Origin of the sequence: Streptomyces collinus Tu 365, assembly GCF_000444875.1 — a bacterium.
GTDB classification, from domain to species: domain Bacteria; phylum Actinomycetota; class Actinomycetes; order Streptomycetales; family Streptomycetaceae; genus Streptomyces; species Streptomyces collinus_A.
In genome coordinates, this window is record NC_021985.1 from 3,613,303 (window position 1) to 3,633,600 (window position 20,298).

14 protein-coding genes and 2 rRNA genes are annotated in these 20,298 nt (G+C 70.4%); 7 read left to right on the forward strand and 9 right to left on the reverse strand.

Annotated features, from left to right (window positions below; genetic code table 11):
- The first annotated feature begins 113 nt into the window (after positions 1 to 113).
- A complete protein-coding gene (locus tag B446_RS15595; protein ID WP_020940411.1) occupies positions 114 to 683 on the forward strand; it encodes a GNAT family N-acetyltransferase in 570 nt (189 codons plus the stop codon).
- A gap of 70 nt (positions 684 to 753) precedes the next feature.
- Entirely contained in the window at positions 754 to 1,956 is a 1,203-nt protein-coding gene (locus tag B446_RS15600) for a winged helix-turn-helix domain-containing protein (RefSeq protein ID WP_020940412.1), read from the forward strand.
- Here the strand turns inward: B446_RS15600 and B446_RS15605 are convergent.
- The 7 genes from B446_RS15605 to mtnA form a co-directional block, all read right to left on the reverse strand.
- Positions 1,953 to 2,699, reverse strand: a complete 747-nt coding sequence (locus B446_RS15605) for a response regulator (RefSeq protein ID WP_020940413.1) — start codon at positions 2,697 to 2,699, stop codon at positions 1,953 to 1,955. The genes B446_RS15600 and B446_RS15605 overlap by 4 nt on opposite strands.
- Before the next feature lie 201 nt (positions 2,700 to 2,900).
- Positions 2,901 to 3,593 carry a ribosome hibernation-promoting factor, HPF/YfiA family gene (hpf, locus tag B446_RS15610; RefSeq protein WP_020940414.1) on the reverse strand — a complete coding sequence of 231 codons (693 nt, stop codon included), beginning with the start codon at positions 3,591 to 3,593 and terminating at the stop codon, positions 2,901 to 2,903.
- 313 nt (positions 3,594 to 3,906) lie between these two features.
- A complete protein-coding gene (locus B446_RS15615) occupies positions 3,907 to 4,776 on the reverse strand; it encodes a ComF family protein (protein ID WP_020940415.1) in 870 nt (289 codons plus the stop codon).
- Positions 4,777 to 4,973: 197 nt separating this feature from the next.
- Positions 4,974 to 6,809: an LpqB family beta-propeller domain-containing protein gene (locus B446_RS15620; protein ID WP_020940416.1), complete on the reverse strand. Its 1,836-nt coding sequence runs from the start codon at positions 6,807 to 6,809 to the stop codon at positions 4,974 to 4,976.
- Positions 6,799 to 8,886 carry an MtrAB system histidine kinase MtrB gene (gene mtrB / locus B446_RS15625; protein WP_078614714.1) on the reverse strand — a complete coding sequence of 696 codons (2,088 nt, stop codon included), beginning with the start codon at positions 8,884 to 8,886 and terminating at the stop codon, positions 6,799 to 6,801. Before mtrB ends, B446_RS15620 begins: the two co-directional genes overlap by 11 nt.
- Before the next feature lies 1 nt (position 8,887).
- Positions 8,888 to 9,577: a two-component system response regulator MtrA gene (gene mtrA / locus B446_RS15630; protein ID WP_005316841.1), complete on the reverse strand. Its 690-nt coding sequence runs from the start codon at positions 9,575 to 9,577 to the stop codon at positions 8,888 to 8,890.
- A gap of 177 nt (positions 9,578 to 9,754) precedes the next feature.
- Complete coding sequence (mtnA, locus tag B446_RS15635) at positions 9,755 to 10,897, reverse strand: S-methyl-5-thioribose-1-phosphate isomerase (protein ID WP_043475670.1); 1,143 nt, start codon at positions 10,895 to 10,897, stop codon at positions 9,755 to 9,757.
- A 140-nt stretch (positions 10,898 to 11,037) separates the two neighbouring features.
- On the opposite strand from mtnA, the gene B446_RS15640 reads away from it, so the two are divergent.
- The 5 genes from B446_RS15640 to B446_RS15660 are packed head-to-tail and all read left to right on the forward strand — an operon-like array spanning position 11,038 to position 16,696.
- The gene (locus B446_RS15640; RefSeq protein WP_020940419.1) at positions 11,038 to 12,429 is read left to right on the forward strand and encodes a DUF7544 domain-containing protein; all 1,392 of its coding nucleotides are present in this window, start codon (positions 11,038 to 11,040) and stop codon (positions 12,427 to 12,429) included.
- A gap of 4 nt (positions 12,430 to 12,433) precedes the next feature.
- Complete coding sequence (locus tag B446_RS15645) at positions 12,434 to 13,189, forward strand: DUF4129 domain-containing protein (protein WP_020940420.1); 756 nt, start codon at positions 12,434 to 12,436, stop codon at positions 13,187 to 13,189.
- Positions 13,186 to 14,397, forward strand: coding sequence for a DUF4350 domain-containing protein (locus tag B446_RS15650; protein WP_020940421.1), 1,212 nt, complete (start codon positions 13,186 to 13,188; stop codon positions 14,395 to 14,397). Before B446_RS15645 ends, B446_RS15650 begins: the two co-directional genes overlap by 4 nt.
- Complete coding sequence (locus B446_RS15655) at positions 14,397 to 15,386, forward strand: AAA family ATPase (protein ID WP_020940422.1); 990 nt, start codon at positions 14,397 to 14,399, stop codon at positions 15,384 to 15,386. Before B446_RS15650 ends, B446_RS15655 begins: the two co-directional genes overlap by 1 nt.
- Positions 15,386 to 16,696, forward strand: a complete 1,311-nt coding sequence (locus tag B446_RS15660) for a DUF58 domain-containing protein (protein WP_020940423.1) — start codon at positions 15,386 to 15,388, stop codon at positions 16,694 to 16,696. The genes B446_RS15655 and B446_RS15660 overlap by 1 nt, the downstream gene beginning before the upstream one ends.
- 95 nt (positions 16,697 to 16,791) lie before the next feature.
- Here B446_RS15660 and rrf read toward each other — a convergent pair.
- Together rrf and B446_RS15670 are read right to left on the reverse strand one after the other, a co-directional pair.
- Positions 16,792 to 16,908, reverse strand: a 5S ribosomal RNA gene (rrf, locus tag B446_RS15665).
- 69 nt (positions 16,909 to 16,977) lie between these two features.
- Positions 16,978 to 20,097, reverse strand: a 23S ribosomal RNA gene (locus tag B446_RS15670).
- Positions 20,098 to 20,298: the final 201 nt, after the last annotated feature.

The following is a 20,298-nucleotide window of genomic DNA, read 5'->3' on the forward strand; positions in this document are numbered from 1 at the left end:
CCGGGAGCGGCGGATAGTGCCGCCCCGTGCGAGGAAATGCGCGAATTGTGACCGCCCGCTCACACACCGCGAAAACACTGGCGTGGCGGGGGTCCCCCGAACAGAATCGGCCGATGGAACCCGTGACGCTGACCACCGACCGTCTCGTCCTGCGCACCGTCGGCCCGGACGACACCGCCGCAGTGTACGAGGCCGTCCAGGACCCGGACATCCAGCGCTGGACGACCATCCCCTCCCCCTATCTGCCCGAGCACGCCCGGGGCTTCACGGAGGAGATGGTCCCCGACGGCTGGTCCGACGGCTCCATGTTCACCTTCGGCGTGTTCACGGCGGACGGAACGCTGGCCGGGATGCTCGGCCTGACGATGCGCGCGCTCGGCGTGGCCGAGGTCGGCTTCTGGTCGGCCAAGGAGCACCGCGGCCGCGGCTACGTCACCGAGGCCGTGCTCGCCTCGTGCCGGTGGATCTTCACCGAGGTGGGCGTGGACCGCGTCGAATGGCGCGCCGAGGTCGGCAACCACGCCTCCCGCGCGGTGGCGGAGCGCGCCGGTTTCACCGTCGAGGGCACCCTGCGCTCGGCGGTCAACAACAAGGGCGTCCGCCGGGACTGCTGGGTGGGCTCCCTCCTGCCGTCGGACCTGGGCCTCGCGTCGACGGCACCGTACCTGCCCGCCCGGACCTGACCGCCCGGCCGCCGGGACGGAACCGCAGGCCGCTCGGGGTCTGTCAGTGGCACCCTCTATCGTCCGACGCATGACGACCCTTCCGCGTCCCACCACCACGCTCACCGCGGACGACGCCCGGCGTGTCGCCCTACGGGCCCAGGGCTTCCTCGGTGCGCCCGACCGGCGTGCCGGTGTCCGCGGCGTGCTCCGCCACCTCGGCGCGGTCCAGCTGGACACCATCTCGGTCCTGGCCCGCTCCCACGAGCTGGTCGCCTACGCCCGCCTCGGCGCGGTCGGCCGCAAGACGGTCGAGGCGGCGTACTGGGGTGCCGGTGCCGCCGGCGACGCCCCGGCGCGGCCCCACGCGTTCGAGTACTGGTCGCACGCGGCGTGCATCCTGCCGGTCGAGGAGTGGCCCCACTTCGCCTTCCGCCGCCGCGCCTACCGAGGCCGCCCGCACTGGAACCACCAGCTCCCCGACGGTGTGTACGACCAGGTCGTCAAGCAGCTGCGCGCCGAGGGCCCGCTGACGGCCACGGAGCTGGGCGGCGCGAAGAAGACCAGCGACTGGTGGGACTGGTCGGGCACCAAGGTCGCCGTGGAGCGCGCGCTGATGTACGGCGAGGTGGTGTGCGTGGAACGCCGCGGCTGGAAGCGGGTGTACGACCTCGCCGAGCGCGCCGTCCCGGACGCGCTGCTGCACGACGACCTGGACGACGCCGAGTGCGTGCGCCGTCTGGTCCGGCTGGCCGGTGAGGCCCTCGGCGTCGGCACGCGCGCGGACATCGCCGACTACCACCGGCTCAAGGCCGAGCAGGTCGACGCGGTGATCGCCGACTCGGGTCTGGTCCCGGTCGAGGTGGAGGGCTGGGGCAAGCCGGCCTGGGCGGACCCGGCGGCCCTCGCCGCGCCGCCGCGCGGCCGCCACCGCACGACCCTGCTGTCCCCGTTCGACTCGCTGATCTGGGAGCGGGCGCGCACGGAGCGCGTCTTCGGCTTCACCCACCGCCTGGAGGCGTACGTCCCCAAGCCCAAGCGGATCCACGGCTACTTCGCGATGCCGGTCCTGGCCGGCGGCCGGCTGGTCGGCCGGGTCGACCCGGCCCGCGAGGGCCGGACGCTGGTGGCGCGGCAGGTCGGCCTGGACGGCCCGACGGCGGTCCCGGCCGTGGCGCAGGCCCTGGCCGAGGCGGCGACCTGGGTGAACTGCGTGGACGTCCGCGTGGAGCGGGTGGACGCGCCCGAACTGCGCGAACCCCTCGTGCGGGAACTGGCCGCCCTCGTCGGTTAGCGGATCTCGAGGATCTTCTCCCGCATCGCGTAGACCACGGCTTCCATCCTGGAGTGCAGCTGGAGCTTCTCCAGGATGTTGCGGACGTGGTTCTTCACGGTGTTCTCGGAGATGAACAGCTCCTTGGCGATGTCCCGGTTGTTCATCCCGGTCGCGACGAGCTTGAGCACCTCCAGCTCGCGGTCGGTCAGCCGGGGCGCGGGCACCAGCCGGCGCTCGTCGGTGCGCTGGATCATCGACTTGAACTCGGTGAGGAGTTTCGACGCCATGGACGGACTGATCTGCGACTGCCCGTCGGCGACCGCGCGGATGGCGGTGGCCACCTCGTCGGTGGAGATCTCCTTGAGGAGGTATCCGGTCGCGCCCGCCTTGATCGCGTCGTAGAGGTCCGCCTCCTCGTCGCTGATCGTCAGCATGATGATCTTCGCGCTGGGGGCGACCTCCTTGATGGAGGTGCATGCCTCGATCCCGCCGCGCTTGGGCATCCGCACGTCCATCAGCACGATGTCGGGCAGCAGGTCCGCGGCCTTGTCCACCGCCTCGGCGCCGTCACCGGCCTCTCCGACGACCTGGATGTCCTCCTCGGCCGCGAGCACGATCTCCAGACCACGGCGGAAGAGGGCGTGGTCGTCCACGACCAGGACTCTGATCGGCTCCGCGCGCGAAGGACCCGTGTCCGGGTCCGCGCCGACGGCGGCGTGGCCGTCGCCGGCGTGCCGCATCGGTCCGAAGGTGTCCGCCATCGTTCCTCCCCCTGTGGCTTCGGCCCGTGACCGGTGCCGTCGCCAACCCAAGGCATCGGCCCACCGGTTGGGCCGGTGCGGCCATGATTCCATGCCCGGACGACACGGAGGTGACGTGTGGGGCGCGAAGTGGTCGCACGCCGGTGCCCCTGGGGGCGCACAGGCGCTTCCAGGGGCACCGGCTGAGCTCCGGCCGGGCGGTCAGCCGCCCAGCGTGCCCCCTGCCGCCGGGGGCTGCACCTCGGCGACCATCGGGTCGGTGCTGAGGTGGATGACGCCGTAGTCGTAAGCGTGTCGCCGGTAGACGACGCTCGGCTCCTTGGTCTCGGAGTCGACGAACAAGTAGAAGTCGTGGCCGACCAGTTCCATCTCGTAGAGGGCCTGGTCGAGGCTCATCGGGGAGGCGACGTGTGTCTTCTCGCGGACGATCAGCGGGCCTTCGCCCTTGACCTCGAGCGAGCCGATCCTCTTGGTGGGTACGCCGTCCGTCTCCTCGTCGTGGACGGGCTGGCCGTTGCCGTTGAGCGTCGCCGCGCCCGGGACGTGGTCGGGAACCTCGGCCGCCGAGATCCGCCGCGCGCCGCGTCGCGAGAAACGCTTGTCGTGCTGCTTGCGCAGCCGGGCGTCCAGCTTCTCCGCGGCCAGGTCGAGAGCCGCGTACGGGTCGCTGGCCGCCGCCTCCGCACGGATCACCGGACCACGGGAGCGGAGGGTGATCTCCACCCGGTCGCAGCGGTCTGCCTGTCGCGGGTTGGGCTCCTTGGACACCTCGACGTCGAGGCTGATCACCTTGGCATCGAGCCTCTGGATCTTCTCCAGCTTCAGCTTCTCGGCCACGTGCTTGCGGAACCGCTCGGGCACCTCGGTCTTGCGGCCTTTGACGACGATGTCCACGCAGAACTCCGTTCCCGGATCACTCCGCCGCACCGGCGGAGCATCTCCCTTTTGCACCAAGTCCCGGTGAGCCCGGGACCTCGGACTCGGTGACTTCCACCTCCTCCTCCCCCATGGGCAAGATCTCCACCCCGCCGGCTCGGGTGATAGAGGAAAACCCGCAGCACGGCATTCGGATAAGCGAGGTGTGGCCTGCGCCTTTCCTCACAACCGAACATATCTCGCCCGGACGGATGTCGTCACCCTCTACTGCCGCGTACCTCCGTTCAAGTGAATTGACCCTCTCACTACCTGCAACGATGCGAGTCAGCGCTCAGTTCCTGCTTATTACGAAGGAATCCCGGGGAGCGGCTACGACGGCCGCTAGGAGCGTGTCTCCTTTGCCGTTCGGTACCGCCTTTTCAGGTGCACCATGCACCCACTGTCCTCTCTCCTGCCGGGCCTCGATCCGTCGTTCTCCCCTACCTTCCCGAGTTGCGGCCTCGTACACAGGCGTTCTGTCATGAAGGCGGGATACCGTCGCCTCGCGCACGGCCCGCGCGGCCTCGGCGAGGCTCGCCCCGGTGGTGACCAGATCGTCGACGACCACGACGCGACCGCCCGCCAGCAGCCGCGCCCCGCCGGCCGTCACCTCCAGCGCGCCGGCGAGGTTGGCCAGGCGCTGCCGGGCGTCCAGCGCCGCCTGGTCCGCCACGGCCCGCCGCTGGCGCAGCACGGCCGCCACCCGGGCCGGCGTCCCCGAGCGCCGCAGCTCCGCGGCCGCCGCGAGGGCCATCCGCCGCACCGGATCGTGCCCACGCGCCCGCACCGCCCAGCGGGCGGACGGCACGGGCACGAGCAGCACCGTCCCCGGGGCCCGGCCGGCCGGGGGAGGACCGCCGCGCCCGTCGGGTACGAGACCCGCGCGCACGGCCCCCGCCAGGGCCGCGCCGAGCGTCGCCGCGAGCGCCAGCGCACCGCGCTCCTTGTGGGCCAGGAGGAGGGTCCGCACCTCTCCCCCGTAGGGAGCCGCCGCGTGCACCACCGGGAGCCCGGGCGGCTCGGGCTCCGGCCGCACCCGGCGTGGTGCGGTGCCGCACAGGGCGGTGCGGCACCGCGGGCACAGATCCGTGCGAGGTGCCCCGCAGCCCGCGCACTCGGCCGGCAGCACCAGGTCGGTGAGGTCCCGCCACCAGCCCCGCATGCGCTCCACTGTGCCAAGGGCCGGACCGGCCGGCCACCCCTGTGGAAAACGCCCTGTGGACGGGCCGGACGAGCCGGAGCGGCGCCCGGCACTCATCACTCGCACGAGTGAGGCCGTTGGGCCGACCGGCCCGACGGACCGTGGCTCGTCGGTTCACCCGGACCGTGGCTCCTCGGTCCGGGGAGAACCCTGGCTCCTCAGCCCGGATAGATCGGCGCGGTCCCGTCCTTGTCGACCTTCTGCCACTGCGCCCCGGACGGCAGCCGTACGATCCCGTCCTCCGAATAGGCGACCAGCGGCACCCGGTCGTCCTCGGACGCGGCGATCGCCCTCACGCCCGACAGGGCCGCGGGCGCCGGACCGTCCAGCGTGGAGCCGTCGACCTGCACGTACCGCATCTGGTGCACGCCGCCCTGCTCCAGGCCGACCACGACCAGCCGGCTGTCCCCGGCCCAGGACATGGCGGTGATCTGCTCCAGGTCCGGGGCGGCCGAGCGCAGCTCGACGACCTCGGGGCTGTCGCCCGACTTGTCTCCGGGCTCGATCCGCCCGACGAGCAGGGACTGCTTGCCGTCCTTCTCCACCACCAGCGCGACCCGCACCCCGTCGGCGGCCACCCGCACGTCCCGGATCTGCCCCGGCGGGTTGGGAACGCCGACCTGGACCGGCTTGCCGCCGCCCTGTTCCAGCATGTAGAGCTTCGTGTGGGCCGGGTCCTTGTCGGCCACCCACAGGTCGCCGTGCGCGTCCCAGCTCGGGGTGGTCAGCCGGTCGTCCTTGGTCGCCCCCTGGCTGGTGACGACCGCCTCGCCGAGGGAGGCGTCCGAGGACAGCGAGGTGACGTACAGCGACTTGCCGTCCGCGCCGATCCCGGCCACGTCGTGCTCGTCGCGCGAGACGGCCACCGACCGCAGCACCCTGCCGCCCGGTTCCCCCAACGGCCCGGGCACCGGGGTGGCGCCGGTTCCGGTGGCCTCGCTCGGCAGCCGCACCAGCCGGTGCTTGCCGTCGAGGAAGTACAGGTAGTCGGGGCGCTGGGCCGAGGCGTGCCAGGCGGCGGAGTCGGCGCGTTCACCGGGGAGGTCGCACAGCCGGTGCCCCCCGGGCCCCCGCAGTTCGACGGACTCCAGCGTCGGCGTCAGGTTCCGCAGCGTGAACAGCAGCTGGGTCGCCATCTCCATGCACTTGGTCTGCCCGACCCGGGCGGCCTTGTCGTTCAGCGGCACCGTCAGCCGGTTCTGGTCGTCCGGCGTCAGTCCCGACACGCCCTTGCGCAGGGCCGTACCGGTCGGGAAGCTCGAGCGGACCACGGGCCCGAGCCACCGGGTGGGCCCGCGCAGCAGCGACTGCACCACCTGGGTCATCGGGTCCACCTTGCCCCGCACGAACACCGGGTCGGCGACCGCCACCGGCTGCCCGGTGGCCGCGACCGTCGTACCGGAGGCGAAGTAGTACTTGTTGACGGCCGTGTAGTTGCGCTGGAAGTCGGTCTTGCCCATGACGACGCCCTGCGGCAGCGAGTCGATGCGCCACTGGCCGCTCTTGGCGTCCTTGGTGAGGTGCACCTTCCGGCGGTAGTCGCCGTCGTCCGGCTTGTACGCCTGCTGGTCGTCGACGGTGGCGACCTTGCTGCCCGTCAGGACGAAGGTGAGGCTGTCGCTCGCGCCGCGGCCGACCGGCTGGTTGTCGGTCGCGATGCTCGGCCCGTTGGCGAGCACGGTGGCCGACCGCTCCGGCCGCCAGGCACGCGCGGCGTCGGCGGTCAGGTACTTGCGTGCCGTGTCGTAATCCGGATCGTCGCTGGTCAGGGCCTCCAGGAAGCCCTGCATGATCTCCGACGCCTGGGCGTCCTCGGCAGGCGGCATAGCGAACACGCGCACCCCCGTGTCCTGCCTCGGCGTGGACTCGACGTCCCGCAGGTCGCCGCTGTCGGGCATCGAGGCGCACCCGGCCAGCAGAACGACCCCCAAGGCCGTGCAGGCCACCGCGCGTGCCGGCCGGTGCCGGACGCCCCCCTCGCGGTCAACGCCCACGAAATGCCTCCCCTGGCTCGGTCGAGTCCTCGGTTCCGGTCCCGGAACGGCCGGCGTGCGTGTCGGGCGCCGGAGCCGGTCCGTCGTCGGCGCGCCGCTGCGCGCCACTCGGCCGCGGCACCACACGCGCGCCGTTTCCGTTGCCGGGCAGCGCCGTCGGGTCGACGGCGGGGCTGACGGAGGCCAGACGCGGGGCGCGTGCGGGCAGCGGCGAGAGCTGGCCGCCGCCCGGCTGCACCGGGACGGTCGCCCGCTTCTCCTCGCTCCCGCGGGGCAGACCGGCGTCGTCGAGCCCGCGGTTGCGCCGCGAGTCCCTGGGTTCCAGCGGTATCGGCGAGCCGCGCAGCGGTTCGTCCGCCGTCCTCGGCAGCGTCAGCCGGAACTGCGAGCCGCCGCCCGGCTCCCCCCACGCCTGCAGCCAGCCGCCGTGCAGCCGGGCGTCCTCCAGGGCGATCGACAGGCCCAGGCCCGTGCCGCCGGTGGTACGCGCGCGTGCCGGGTCGGCCCGCCAGAAGCGGCTGAAGACACGGGTCGCCTCGCCGGGCTTCAGCCCGACGCCGTAGTCGCGCACCGCGACGGCGACCGCGCCGCCGGCGGCGGCGAGCTTGACGACGACATCCCTGCCCTCGCCGTGCTCGACGGCGTTGACGACGAGGTTGCGCAGGACGCGCTCCACGCGCCGGGCGTCGGCCTCGGCGACGACGGGCTGCTGGTCGCCGACGACCCGTATGTGGGTGCCCTTGCGCTCGGCGAGCGGCTCGGCCCCGCCGACCACCCGCCGCACGACCTCCCTGAGGTCTATCGGCTCGGCCTCCAGCGCCGCGGCGCCGGCGTCGAAGCGGCTGATCTCCAGCAGGTCGGCGAGCAGCGACTCGAACCGGTCGAGCTGGTCGGCGAGCAGCTCGGCCGACCGGGCGGTGACCGGGTCGAAGTCCTCGCGCGCCTCGTGGATGACGTCGGCCGCCATCCGCACGGTGGTCAGCGGGGTGCGCAGCTCGTGCGAGACGTCGGAGACGAACCGCCGCTGCATGCGGGACAGGTCCTCCAGCTGCTGAATCTTCAGCTGGAGGTTCTGCGCCATCTTGTTGAACGCCTCGCCCAGACGGGCGATGTCGTCCTCGCCGGTGACCTTCATCCGCTCCTGGAGGGTCCCCGCGGACAGCCGCTCCGCGATCCCGGCCGCCATCCGCACCGGGGTGACGACCTGCCGTACCACCAGCCAGGCGATGGCGCCCAGGAGGACGACGACGAAGAGACCGGCGGTCGCCAGCGTGCCCTTGACCAGGCTGAGGGACTTCTCCTCCTGGGTGAGCGGGAAGAGGTAGTACAGCTCGTAGGGGTGACCGTTGGGGTCGTTGACCTGCTTGCCGATGACCAGCGCCGGCTGGGAGTCGCCGGAGGGCGAGTAGACGATCCGCGTGTAGCTCTGGGCGGCCGTCGTGCTGCTGTTGATCCGGTCCCGCAGGTCGGCGGGCACACTGGCGGAGGGGTCGACGTTCCCCGAGCCGCGGGGGCTGCGCCCGCCGCCGCTGTCGTTGCCGACCGGCAGGGTCACGACGTCGAACGCGCCGGCACCGCCGCTGGAGAGCGAGTCGACGAGGTCGCTCATCCACGGGATGACGCTCTGCGAGGGCTGCCCGTCGGTGGAGGAGGTGCCGTCGCCGGCGCCGGACGCCGTGCCGGTCCCGGCGGCCGCCTCGTCCGCCTTCTGCTTGGCCACCGCGAATCCGCCGGTGGCCTGGCTCTGCGAGGCCCTGACCTTCGCGTCGAGCAGGCCGTTGCGCACCTGCCCGATGACGACGAAGCCGAGCAGCAGGACGACACCCAGCGACATCAGCAGGGTCGTAGCGACGACCCTGAGCTGGATGTTGCGGCGCCACAGCCGCATGACGGGCAGCAGCGGGCGGCGTACCCAACGGATGAACAGCCGGACCACCGGGCTGCCCTTGACCCCACCCTGCAGCAGGCCGCCCTCGAAGAGGCGGCCCCAACGCGAACCCACCGTCCCACGGCCGACAGGCCGCCCCGGACGGGCCCCGGACCGGCCGGGAGCCGAAGCGGCACTGTCCTCGGACATGTCAGCTCGGTCCCGCCTTGTACCCGACACCGCGGACGGTCACCACGATCTCCGGCCGCTCCGGGTCCTTCTCGACCTTGGAACGCAGCCGCTGGACGTGCACGTTGACCAGACGGGTGTCGGCGGCGTGCCGGTAGCCCCACACCTGCTCCAGGAGCACCTCGCGGGTGAACACCTGCCACGGCTTGCGGGCCAGCGCCACCAGCAGGTCGAACTCCAGCGGGGTGAGCGCGATCGACTGCCCGTCCCGCTTCACGGAGTGCCCGGCCACGTCGATCACCAGGTCACCGATGGTGAGCTGCTCCGGCGCCGGCTCCTCCGACCTCCTGAGCCGCGCCCGGATGCGGGCCACCAGCTCCTTCGGCTTGAACGGCTTCACGATGTAGTCGTCGGCCCCGGACTCCAGGCCCACGACGACGTCGACGGTGTCGCTCTTGGCCGTGAGCATCACGATCGGTACGCCGGACTCCGCCCTGATCAGGCGGCACACCTCGATGCCGTCCCGGCCGGGCAGCATCAGGTCGAGCAGCACCAGGTCGGGCTTGGCCTCACGGAAAGCGGCCAGCGCCTTGTCGCCGTCGGCCACGAAAGACGGCTCAAAACCTTCACCACGCAACACGATGCCGAGCATCTCGGCCAGTGCGGTGTCGTCGTCGACGACAAGGACTCGTCCCTTCATAAACGACATCATCCCATTCTCGTAACGACGACAGAGGCGCAGGTGAGACAGCTCACTGGCCTGTGACGATAGTCGTACGGAGCCATCACTGTCTGCCCCCGCAACGGGGACGGCACGGCCCCTCACCCTGCGCATCGCCGCGAGGATGAGGGGCCGCCACCGTAACCGGGTCACCTTGCCGGGCTCCGTTCAGCCGGTCGCCGTCCGGCGCAGCCCGTCGCACAGCTCGGCGAGCGCCTCGGCCGTCACCGGTGACACCGCGCCCCGCTCCGTGACGATCGCCGTCACCAGCTCCGGCGGCGTCACGTCGAACGCCGGGTTGTGCGCCTGCGTGCCCAGCGGCGCCACCGGGATCCCGGCCCCCGCGCCCGTGACCGGGACCTGCGGGGCCATCAGCTCCGTCACCTCGAAGCCGGGCCGCTGCTCGACCTCGATCGACGCCCCGTCCGGCGTCCCGGGGTCCACCGTGGTCAGCGGCGCCACCACGATGAACGGCACATGGTGGTAGCGGGCGAGCACCGCGAGCGGGTAGCTCCCCACCTTGTTCGCCACCGAGCCGTCGGCCGCGATCCGGTCCGCCCCGACCAGCACCGCGTCCACCTCGCCCGCCGCGAACAGCGAACCGGCCGCGTTGTCGGTGAGCAGGGTGTACGCCATCCCGTGGCGGGCCGCCTCGTACGCCGTCAGCCGGGAGCCCTGCAGCAGCGGGCGCGTCTCGTCGACCCACAGCCGCCGCAGCCGGCCCTCCCGGTGCGCGGCGAGGGCCACCGCGAACGCCGTCCCCTCCCCGCCCGACACCAGCGATCCGGTGTTGCAGTGGGTCAGGACGCGATGGCCGCCGCCCGGCAGCAGTTCGTCCAGCAGGGCGAGACCGTGCGCGGCCATCCGCGCGCTCGCCTCGGCGTCCTCCCGGTGCAGGGCGCGCGCCGCGGCCAGCGCCGCCGTCGCCGCCGCGGTCGGGTCACCGGTCTCGGCGAGCGCAGCCCGGTACGCGGACTCGGCCCTGCGCACGCCGACGGACAGGTTCACCGCGGTGGGCCGGGCGCCTTCGAGCGCCCGCGCCGCCTCCTCCACGTCGAAGCCCCGCGCGGCGGCGAGCGCGACACCGTACGCGCCCGCGATGCCGAGCACCGGCGCCCCGCGCACGGCCAGCGAACGGATCGCCTCCACCAGGGCCGACGCGTCCGTGCACACCAACTCGACCTCTTCGGATGGCAGTCTCGTCTGGTCGAGAAGGACCAGTACGGGGCCTTCGGGTGGTTCCTCCCAACGGAGCACAGGTATCTCGGTCGGCCGCTTGTCCTCGCCGGATTGCGCGTACTGATCAGCCATGCGGTCAGTCTGCCCCGGATCCGGCGGACAATTGAAGGAGTGCGGGCCCCGCCGGGGCCGGTCACGCCGCGAGCACCCCATGGCACGATGTCTGCCAACCTGCCACCGCGACCGCGGACGGGCATCCTGAAGGAGCTTCGATGACAGACTCTCCGGGCTGGGCCTCGCCCGGATCCGCCCCTTCGCCCGACGGGCGGGAACCCGGCGCGTCCGGCCCCGACGGGTCCACCGACCGCCCCGGCCCCGCCGAACCGGCCGCGCAGCCCGGCGCCCACCCCCAGGCTCCGGGCCCCAAGTGGTCCAGCGAGCAGCCGCCGGCCGGACAGTGGTCCGCTCCCACGGGTCCCCCGAGCCCCGGCCAGGCTCCCCCGCCACCACCGCCCGGCCCGGGCTGGGGCGGCGCGCAGCCCGGCGGTCCCGGGGGCTACGGCGGCGCCCACGGCGGTCCTCCCGGAGGCCACGGCGGCTACGGCGCCCCCGGCGGTCCCGGAGCCTGGGGCGGCTGGAACGGCGGCTGGGGCGGTCCCCCGCCCGCGGCCAAGCCCGGCGTCATCCCGCTGCGTCCGCTCGGCGTCGGCGAGATACTCGACGGCGCCGTCTCCACCATGCGCACCCACTGGCGCACGGTCCTCGGCATCTCCCTGACGGTCGCGGTCCTCACCCGGCTCGGCGTGCTCCTCCTGCAGGGCTTCGTCCTGAAGAACAGCGAGACCACCGCCACCCTCAACAACCCCGACGCCTCCACCGACGAGATACTGCGCGTCCTCGGCTCGCTCGCGGTCGGTTCCGGCGCTGTGCTGGTCATCTCCGTCGTCGCCAGCATCATCGCGACCGCCCTGCTCACGACGGTCACCAGCCGCGCCGTCCTCGGCAAGCCGGTCAGCGCGGGCGAGGCCTGGCGGGACGCCCGCCAGCAGGTGCCGAAGCTGTTCGGACTGCTCTTCCTGCTGGGGCTCATCTCCGTCGGCGTGATGCTCGCCGGCGCACTGCCGGGCATCGTCTCCGCGATCGCCGGCGGCGGCCGGGCAGCGACCATCGCGCTCTTCGTCCTCGGCCTGCTCGCCGCCGTCGTCGTCCTGGTGTGGCTGACGGTCCGCTTCTCCCTGTCCTCGCCCGCGCTGATGCTGGAACGACAGGGCATCGTGAAGTCGATCAGCCGCTCCGCCAAGCTGGTGCGCGGCTCCTGGTGGCGCGTCCTCGGCATCCAGCTGCTCGCCGCGATCATCGCCAACATCGTCGCGTCGCTCGTGGTGATCCCCTTCACCCTCATCGCGGGCGCGGTCGGCGGCGGGGGCATGGTGGGCCTCTTCTCCACCACCACCAGCCAGACGCCCTCCTGGACCTTCCTGATCCTCACCGCCATCGGCGCCGTGATCGGGTCCATGCTCACGCTCCCGATCAACGCGGGCGTCACCGTGCTCCTCTACATCGACCAGCGCATCCGCCGTGAGGCACTCGACCTCGAACTGGCCCGCGCCGCCGGTGTCCAGGGCCCCACGGCAAGCACCCCCGGCCCCGTACCGGGGAGCTGATGCGGTGAGTCCGACGGGGGGAGTTCTCGGGGCCGGTGCGGCCCTGCGCGGTCTGAGGGGCACGCTCCACACCGCCGCGCTCGCGTCCGGCGGTCCGGGCGGCGGGCCGCCGGTGACCACTCCGCGCGATCCGGCGCGGGAGGCGGCACGCCGCGAACTGGCCAAGCGGATGTACCACGAGAACGACCCCGGTCTGCTCCAGCGCGCCCTGAACGCCCTGTGGGACTGGATCGCCAAGCTGCTCGACCGGGCCGCCTCGGCGACCCCGGGCGGCACCCTCGGACTGCTCGTCGTGGTCCTGTTCGTCGTCGCCGTCCTGGCCGCCCTCTGGTGGCGCCTTGGCACCCCGCGCCGCGAACCGGTCTCATCGGCCACCCTGTTCGACGACCGCCCCCGCAGCGCCGCCGAACACCGCGCCGCCGCCGAGGCGCACGCCGCCCAGGGCCACTGGAACCAGGCCGTCCAGGAACGCATGCGCGCCATCGTCCGCTCCCTGGAGGAGCGGGCCCTGCTCGACGTACGGCCCGGCCGCACCGCCGACGAGGCGGCGGCCGAGGCCGGCCGCGCCCTTCCCGCGCACACGGACCGGCTGCGCGCCGCCGCTCAGGAGTTCGACGACGTCACATACGGCGGACGCCGGGCGGCCGCACCCTCGTACCAGCGCGTCACCGAACTCGACCGCGACCTGGAACGCACCCGGCCGGCCCTCGCCCACGGCGCCACCGGCACGCCCCCCACCGGCCAGGGGGCCGCCGAATGACCACAGAGGTCACGCCACCCGCCACCGCCACGACACCGGCCACCTCCACAGCGCCCGGCGCCCGCCTGGTGTGGACCCGCACCCGGGGCATCGTCCTCGCCGTGGTGCTGATCCTGGTCACGGCCGTCGCCATGGCCGCCGTCCGCTCCCAGGCCCGGCACGGCGCCCTCGACCCCCGCTCCGCCGACCCCTACGGCAGCCGCGCCGTCGCCGCCCTCCTCGCCGACCGGGAGGTCTCCACGCGCGTGGTCACCTCCCTCGGCGCGGCACGCGCCGCCGCCGGCCCCGACACCACGCTCCTCGTGGCCTCCCCCGACCTCCTCACCCACCGCCAGCAGACCGGACTGCACGCCGCGACGGCCCACTCCGGCGGCCGCACCGTCCTCGTCGCCGCCGGCAGCTCGTCCGTCGAACGGCTCGCCCCGGGGGTCAGCGCGGACCCCGCCACCAGCTCCGGCACGACACTCGAACCCGGCTGCGCCCTGCCCGAGGCCCGGCGCGCGGGCAGCGCGGACACCGGCGGCATCCGCTACACCACCACCCATGTCGACGCCGACTCCTGCTACCCCAGCCGGCGGCTCGCCACCCTGCTCCGCGTCCCCGCGACCTCCGGCGGCGACACCGTCGTGCTCGGCGCACCCGACATCCTCTACAACAAGCGTCTCGACCAGCAGGGCAACGCCTCGCTCGCCCTGCAGCTCCTCGGCTCCCGCCACCATCTGGTCTGGTACCTCCCCTCGCTCTCCGACACCCTCGCCACCGACGACGGCGAACGGAAGAACTTCCTCGACCTGCTGCCCTCCGGCTGGCTCCGGGCCACCCTGCAGCTGTTCGTCGCCGCGGCACTCGCGGCCTTCTGGCGGGCACGCCGGTTCGGCCCCCTGGTGCCCGAAAGACTCCCCGTCGCGATCCGCGCCTCCGAGACCGTCGAAGGCCGCGCCCGCCTCTACCGCAAGGCCGACGCCCGAGACCGCGCGGCCGCCGCTCTCCGCTCCACCACCCGCACGCGCCTCGCCCCCCTCGTCGGCGTCCCCGTCGCCCAGGCGCACGCGCCCGAAGCCCTGCTTCCCGCCCTGTCCGCCCACCTCCACGGCGACGGACAGGCCCTGCACTCCCTGCTCTTCGGACCGCCGCCCGGCGACGACGCGGCCCTCGTCGCGCTCACCGACCAACTCGACGCCCTCGAAAGAGAGGTACGCCGTCCATGATGGACCCGACCACTGACAACGCCGGGAACACCGGGGACGCGAGCCGCGCCCGAGCCTCCCTGGAGGCCCTGCGCGCCGAGATCGCCAAAGCCGTGGTCGGCCAGGACCCCGCCGTGACCGGTCTCGTCGTCGCCCTCCTGTGCCGCGGACACGTGCTCCTCGAAGGGGTCCCCGGCGTCGCCAAGACCCTGCTCGTCCGCTCGCTCGCCGCCGCCCTCGAACTCGACACCAAACGCGTCCAGTTCACCCCCGACCTGATGCCGAGCGACGTCACCGGCTCACTCGTCTACGACACCCGCAGCGCCGAGTTCTCCTTCCAGCCCGGCCCGGTCTTCACCAACCTGCTCCTGGCGGACGAGATCAACCGGACGCCGCCCAAGACCCAGTCCTCCCTCCTCGAGGCGATGGAGGAACGGCAGGTGACGGTCGACGGAAAGCCCCGCCCGCTGCCCGAGCCGTTCCTCGTCGCCGCGACCCAGAACCCGGTCGAGTACGAGGGCACCTACCCGCTGCCCGAAGCCCAACTGGACCGCTTCCTGCTGAAACTGACGATCCCTCTGCCGTCCCGCCAGGACGAGGTCGACGTCCTCACCCGCCACGCCTCCGGCTTCGACCCGCGCGACCTGCACGCCGCCGGCGTACGCCCCGTCGCGGGGCCCGCGGAACTGGAGGCGGCCCGCGTCGCGGTCGCCAAGACCCACGTCCACCCCGAGATCACCGCCTACGTCGTCGACATCTGCCGCGCCACCCGCGAGTCGCCCTCCCTCACCCTGGGCGTCTCCCCGCGCGGCGCCACGGCCCTCCTCGCGACCTCGCGCGCCTGGGCCTGGCTGACCGGGCGCGACTACGTCACCCCGGACGACGTGAAGGCACTCGCCCTGCCCACGCTCCGGCACCGCGTCCAGCTGCGCCCCGAGGCGGAGATGGAAGGCGTGACCGCCGACTCCGTCATCAACGCCATCCTGGCGCACGTCCCGGTCCCCCGCTGATGCCGCTCACCGGACGCGCCGCCCTGGTCGCGGCCATCGGCTCCCTGCCCGTCGGGATCCTGGATCCCGGCTGGGCGGGCATCCTCGCGGTCAACGGCCCGCTGGCCCTGGCCTGCGCCTGCGACTTCGCCCTCGCGGCACCCGTACGGCGCCTCGTCCTGTCCCGCTCCGGCGACACCTCCACACGCCTCGGCGAGACCGCCGACGTCACGCTGACCCTCACCAACCCCTCCAGGCGCCTGCTCCGGGCCCGGCTGCGCGACGCGTGGCCGCCGAGCAGCTGGCGGCCCGGCACGGAGACCGACGGCTCCCGGCACAGCGTCACCGTCCCGGCCGGCGAACGCCGACGCGTGACGACCCGGCTGCGCCCCACCCGCCGCGGTGACCGCCGGGCCGACCGCGTCACGATCCGCTCCTACGGCCCCCTCGGCCTCTTCTCCCGCCAGGGTGCCCACGAGGTGCCCTGGACGGTACGGGTGCTGCCCCCGTTCACCAGCCGCAAGCACCTGCCGTCCCGACTGGCCCGGCTGCGCGAACTGGACGGCCGCACGAGCGTCCTGACCCGCGGCGAGGGCACCGAGTTCGACAGTCTGCGCGAGTACGTCCCCGGCGACGACACCCGTTCCATCGACTGGCGTGCCACCGCCCGCCAGTCCACGGTGGCCGTCCGCACCTGGCGACCCGAACGCGACCGGCACATCCTGCTGGTCCTCGACACCGGCCGTACGTCGGCCGGCCGGGTGGGCGACGTCCCGCGCCTCGACGCCTCGCTGGACGCCGCACTGCTCCTCGCGGCGCTCGCCTCCCGTGCCGGCGACCGGGTGGACCTGCTGGCCTACGACCGCCGGGTCCGTGCTCTGGTGCAGGGCCGCTCCGCCGGCGACGTTCTGCCGTCCCTGGTGAACGCGATGGCGACGCTGGAGCCCGAGCTGGTCGAGACCGACGCCCATGGCCTCACCGCGACGGCCCTGCGCACCGCTCCGCGGAGCTCCCTGATCGTGCTGCTCACCACGCTGGACGCGGCGCCCGTGGAACAGGGCCTGCTGCCGGTGCTCCCCCAACTCACCAGGCGCCACACGGTAGTCGTCGCCTCCGTGGCCGACCCGAACGTCGCGCGGATGGCACGGGCACGGGGCAGTGTGGATGCCGTGTACGAGGCGGCCGCGGCGGCACAGGCGGGGAGTGAACGTCAGCGCACGGCGGAGCAGCTCCGTCGCCATGGGGTGACCGTGGTGGACGCGACGCCGGACGATCTAGCTCCCGCACTGGCGGACGCGTATCTCGCCCTGAAGGCAGCAGGTCGGCTGTGATCCTTCTTCGCCGTCCCCTTCGGGGGACGCCGGGAAAAGGACCCTGAACGCAGAAAACCCCCGCATCTTTCGATGGGGGGGTTTTCTCAAGAATTGTTCGGCGGTGTCCTACTCTCCCACAGGGTCCCCCCTGCAGTACCATCGGCGCTGTGAGGCTTAGCTTCCGGGTTCGGAATGTAACCGGGCGTTTCCCTCACGCTATGACCACCGAAACACTATGAAACTGACAACCGAAAAGGCTGTTCGTGGTTTCAGAACCAACACAGTGGACGCGAGCAACTGAGGACAAGCCCTCGGCCTATTAGTACCGGTCACCTCCACCCATTACTGGGCTTCCAGATCCGGCCTATCAACCCAGTCGTCTACTGGGAGCCTTACCCTCTCAAGGAGGTGGGAATACTCATCTCGAAGCAGGCTTCCCGCTTAGATGCTTTCAGCGGTTATCCCTCCCGAACGTAGCCAACCAGCCATGCCCTTGGCAGAACAACTGGCACACCAGAGGTTCGTCCGTCCCGGTCCTCTCGTACTAGGGACAGCCCTTCTCAATATTCCTACGCGCACAGCGGATAGGGACCGAACTGTCTCACGACGTTCTAAACCCAGCTCGCGTACCGCTTTAATGGGCGAACAGCCCAACCCTTGGGACCGACTCCAGCCCCAGGATGCGACGAGCCGACATCGAGGTGCCAAACCATCCCGTCGATATGGACTCTTGGGGAAGATCAGCCTGTTATCCCCGGGGTACCTTTTATCCGTTGAGCGACGGCGCTTCCACAAGCCACCGCCGGATCACTAGTCCCGACTTTCGTCCCTGCTCGACCCGTCGGTCTCACAGTCAAGCTCCCTTGTGCACTTACACTCAACACCTGATTGCCAACCAGGCTGAGGGAACCTTTGGGCGCCTCCGTTACTCTTTAGGAGGCAACCGCCCCAGTTAAACTACCCATCAGACACTGTCCCTGATCCGGATCACGGACCCAGGTTAGACATCCAGCACGACCAGACTGGTATTTCAACGACGACTCCACCCATACTGGCGTATGAGCTTCAAAGTCTCCCAGCTATCCTACACAAGCCGAACCGAACACCAATATCAAACTGTAGTAAAGGTCCCGGGGTCTTTCCGTCCTGCTGCGCGAAACGAGCATCTTTACTCGTAGTGCAATTTCACCGGGCCTATGGTTGAGACAGTCGAGAAGTCGTTACGCCATTCGTGCAGGTCGGAACTTACCCGACAAGGAATTTCGCTACCTTAGGATGGTTATAGTTACCACCGCCGTTTACTGGCGCTTAAGTTCTCAGCTTCGCCTGGACGAATCCAAGCTAACCGGTCCCCTTAACGTTCCAGCACCGGGCAGGCGTCAGTCCGTATACATCGCCTTACGGCTTCGCACGGACCTGTGTTTTTAGTAAACAGTCGCTTCTCGCTGGTCTCTGCGGCCACCCCCAGCTCACGGAGTAAATCCGATCACCGAGTGTGGCCCCCCTTCTCCCGAAGTTACGGGGGCATTTTGCCGAGTTCCTTAACCATAGTTCACCCGAACGCCTCGGTATTCTCTACCTGACCACCTGAGTCGGTTTAGGGTACGGGCCGCCATGAAACTCGCTAGAGGCTTTTCTCGACAGCATAGGATCATCCACTTCACCACAATCGGCTCGGCATCAGGTCTCAGACTATGTGCAAGGCGGATTTGCCTACCTCGCGTCCTACACCCTTACCCCGGGACAACCACCGCCCGGGATGGACTACCTTCCTGCGTCACCCCATCACTCACCTACTAACCGCTTGGTTCGGCGGCTCCACCACTCCCCTCAACTCCGAAGAGATCAGGGCGGCTTCACGGCCTTAGCATCACGATGCTCGATGTTTGACGCTTCACAGCGGGTACCGGAATATCAACCGGTTATCCATCGACTACGCCTGTCGGCCTCGCCTTAGGTCCCGACTTACCCTGGGCAGATCAGCTTGACCCAGGAACCCTTAGTCAATCGGCGCAAACGTTTCTCACGTTTGTATCGCTACTCATGCCTGCATTCTCACTCGTCAACCGTCCACAACTACCTTCCGGTGCTGCTTCACCCGGCAGACGACGCTCCCCTACCCATCCATACACCCGTTGGGGCTGTTGCATGAATGACACGACTTCGGCGGTACGCTTGAGCCCCGCTACATTGTCGGCGCGGAATCACTAGACCAGTGAGCTATTACGCACTCTTTCAAGGGTGGCTGCTTCTAAGCCAACCTCCTGGTTGTCTGTGCGACTCCACATCCTTTCCCACTTAGCGTACGCTTAGGGGCCTTAGTCGATGCTCTGGGCTGTTTCCCTCTCGACCATGGAGCTTATCCCCCACAGTCTCACTGCCGTGCTCTCACTTACCGGCATTCGGAGTTTGGCTAAGGTCAGTAACCCGGTAGGGCCCATCGCCTATCCAGTGCTCTACCTCCGGCAAGAAACACACGACGCTGCACCTAAATGCATTTCGGGGAGAACCAGCTATCACGGAGTTTGATTGGCCTTTCACCCCTAACCACAGGTCATCCCCCAGGTTTTCAACCCTGGTGGGTTCGGTCCTCCACGAAGTCTTACCTCCGCTTCAACCTGCCCATGGCTAGATCACTCCGCTTCGGGTCTTGAGCGTGCTACTGAAACGCCCTGTTCGGACTCGCTTTCGCTACGGCTTCCCCACACGGGTTAACCTCGCAACACACCGCAAACTCGCAGGCTCATTCTTCAAAAGGCACGCAGTCACGAGATACAGCAAGCTGTATCCGACGCTCCCACGGCTTGTAGGCACACGGTTTCAGGTACTATTTCACTCCGCTCCCGCGGTACTTTTCACCATTCCCTCACGGTACTATCCGCTATCGGTCACCAGGGAATATTTAGGCTTAGCGGGTGGTCCCGCCAGATTCACACGGGATTTCTCGGGCCCCGTGCTACTTGGGTGTCTCTCAAACGAGCCGCTGACGTTTCGACTACGGGGGTCTTACCCTCTACGCCGGACCTTTCGCATGTCCTTCGTCTACATCAACGGTTTCTGACTCGTCTCACAGCCGGCAGACTGTGAAAGAGAGATCCCACAACCCCGCATGCGCAACCCCTGCCGGGTCTCACACGCATACGGTTTGGCCTCATCCGGTTTCGCTCGCCACTACTCCCGGAATCACGGTTGTTTTCTCTTCCTGAGGGTACTGAGATGTTTCACTTCCCCTCGTTCCCTCCACACTGCCTATGTGTTCAGCAGCGGGTGACAGCCCATGACGACTGCCGGGTTTCCCCATTCGGAAACCCCCGGATCAAAGTCTGGTTGACGACTCCCCGGGGACTATCGTGGCCTCCCACGTCCTTCATCGGTTCCTGGTGCCAAGGCATCCACCGTGCGCCCTTAAAAACTTGGCCACAGATGCTCGCGTCCACTGTGCAGTTCTCAAACAACGACCAGCCACCCATCACCCCGAACCATTCGATCCGAGTGCACTGGGGCCGGCGACTGAGGAAGTTCATTCCCTCAGACACCCAACAGCGTGCCCGGCCGGATCCCGTCCGGAGATCATGCGTTCCACGCTCTTGCGAGCAGTACTAGCAGCCTCCGACCCGAGG

Coding starts and splice junctions, on each gene's coding strand:
- B446_RS15650 (WP_020940421.1), top strand. CDS start 13,186: ATGACCACAGAGGTCACGCCACCCGCCACCGCCACGACACCGGCCACC.
- B446_RS15640 (WP_020940419.1), top strand. CDS start 11,038: ATGACAGACTCTCCGGGCTGGGCCTCGCCCGGATCCGCCCCTTCGCCC.
- B446_RS15615 (WP_020940415.1), bottom strand. CDS start 4,776: ATGCGGGGCTGGTGGCGGGACCTCACCGACCTGGTGCTGCCGGCCGAG.
- mtrA (WP_005316841.1), bottom strand. CDS start 9,577: ATGATGTCGTTTATGAAGGGACGAGTCCTTGTCGTCGACGACGACACC.
- B446_RS15660 (WP_020940423.1), top strand. CDS start 15,386: ATGCCGCTCACCGGACGCGCCGCCCTGGTCGCGGCCATCGGCTCCCTG.
- B446_RS15655 (WP_020940422.1), top strand. CDS start 14,397: ATGGACCCGACCACTGACAACGCCGGGAACACCGGGGACGCGAGCCGC.
- mtnA (WP_043475670.1), bottom strand. CDS start 10,897: ATGGCTGATCAGTACGCGCAATCCGGCGAGGACAAGCGGCCGACCGAG.
- B446_RS15595 (WP_020940411.1), top strand. CDS start 114: ATGGAACCCGTGACGCTGACCACCGACCGTCTCGTCCTGCGCACCGTC.
- B446_RS15605 (WP_020940413.1), bottom strand. CDS start 2,699: ATGGCGGACACCTTCGGACCGATGCGGCACGCCGGCGACGGCCACGCC.
- B446_RS15600 (WP_020940412.1), top strand. CDS start 754: ATGACGACCCTTCCGCGTCCCACCACCACGCTCACCGCGGACGACGCC.
- mtrB (WP_078614714.1), bottom strand. CDS start 8,886: ATGTCCGAGGACAGTGCCGCTTCGGCTCCCGGCCGGTCCGGGGCCCGT.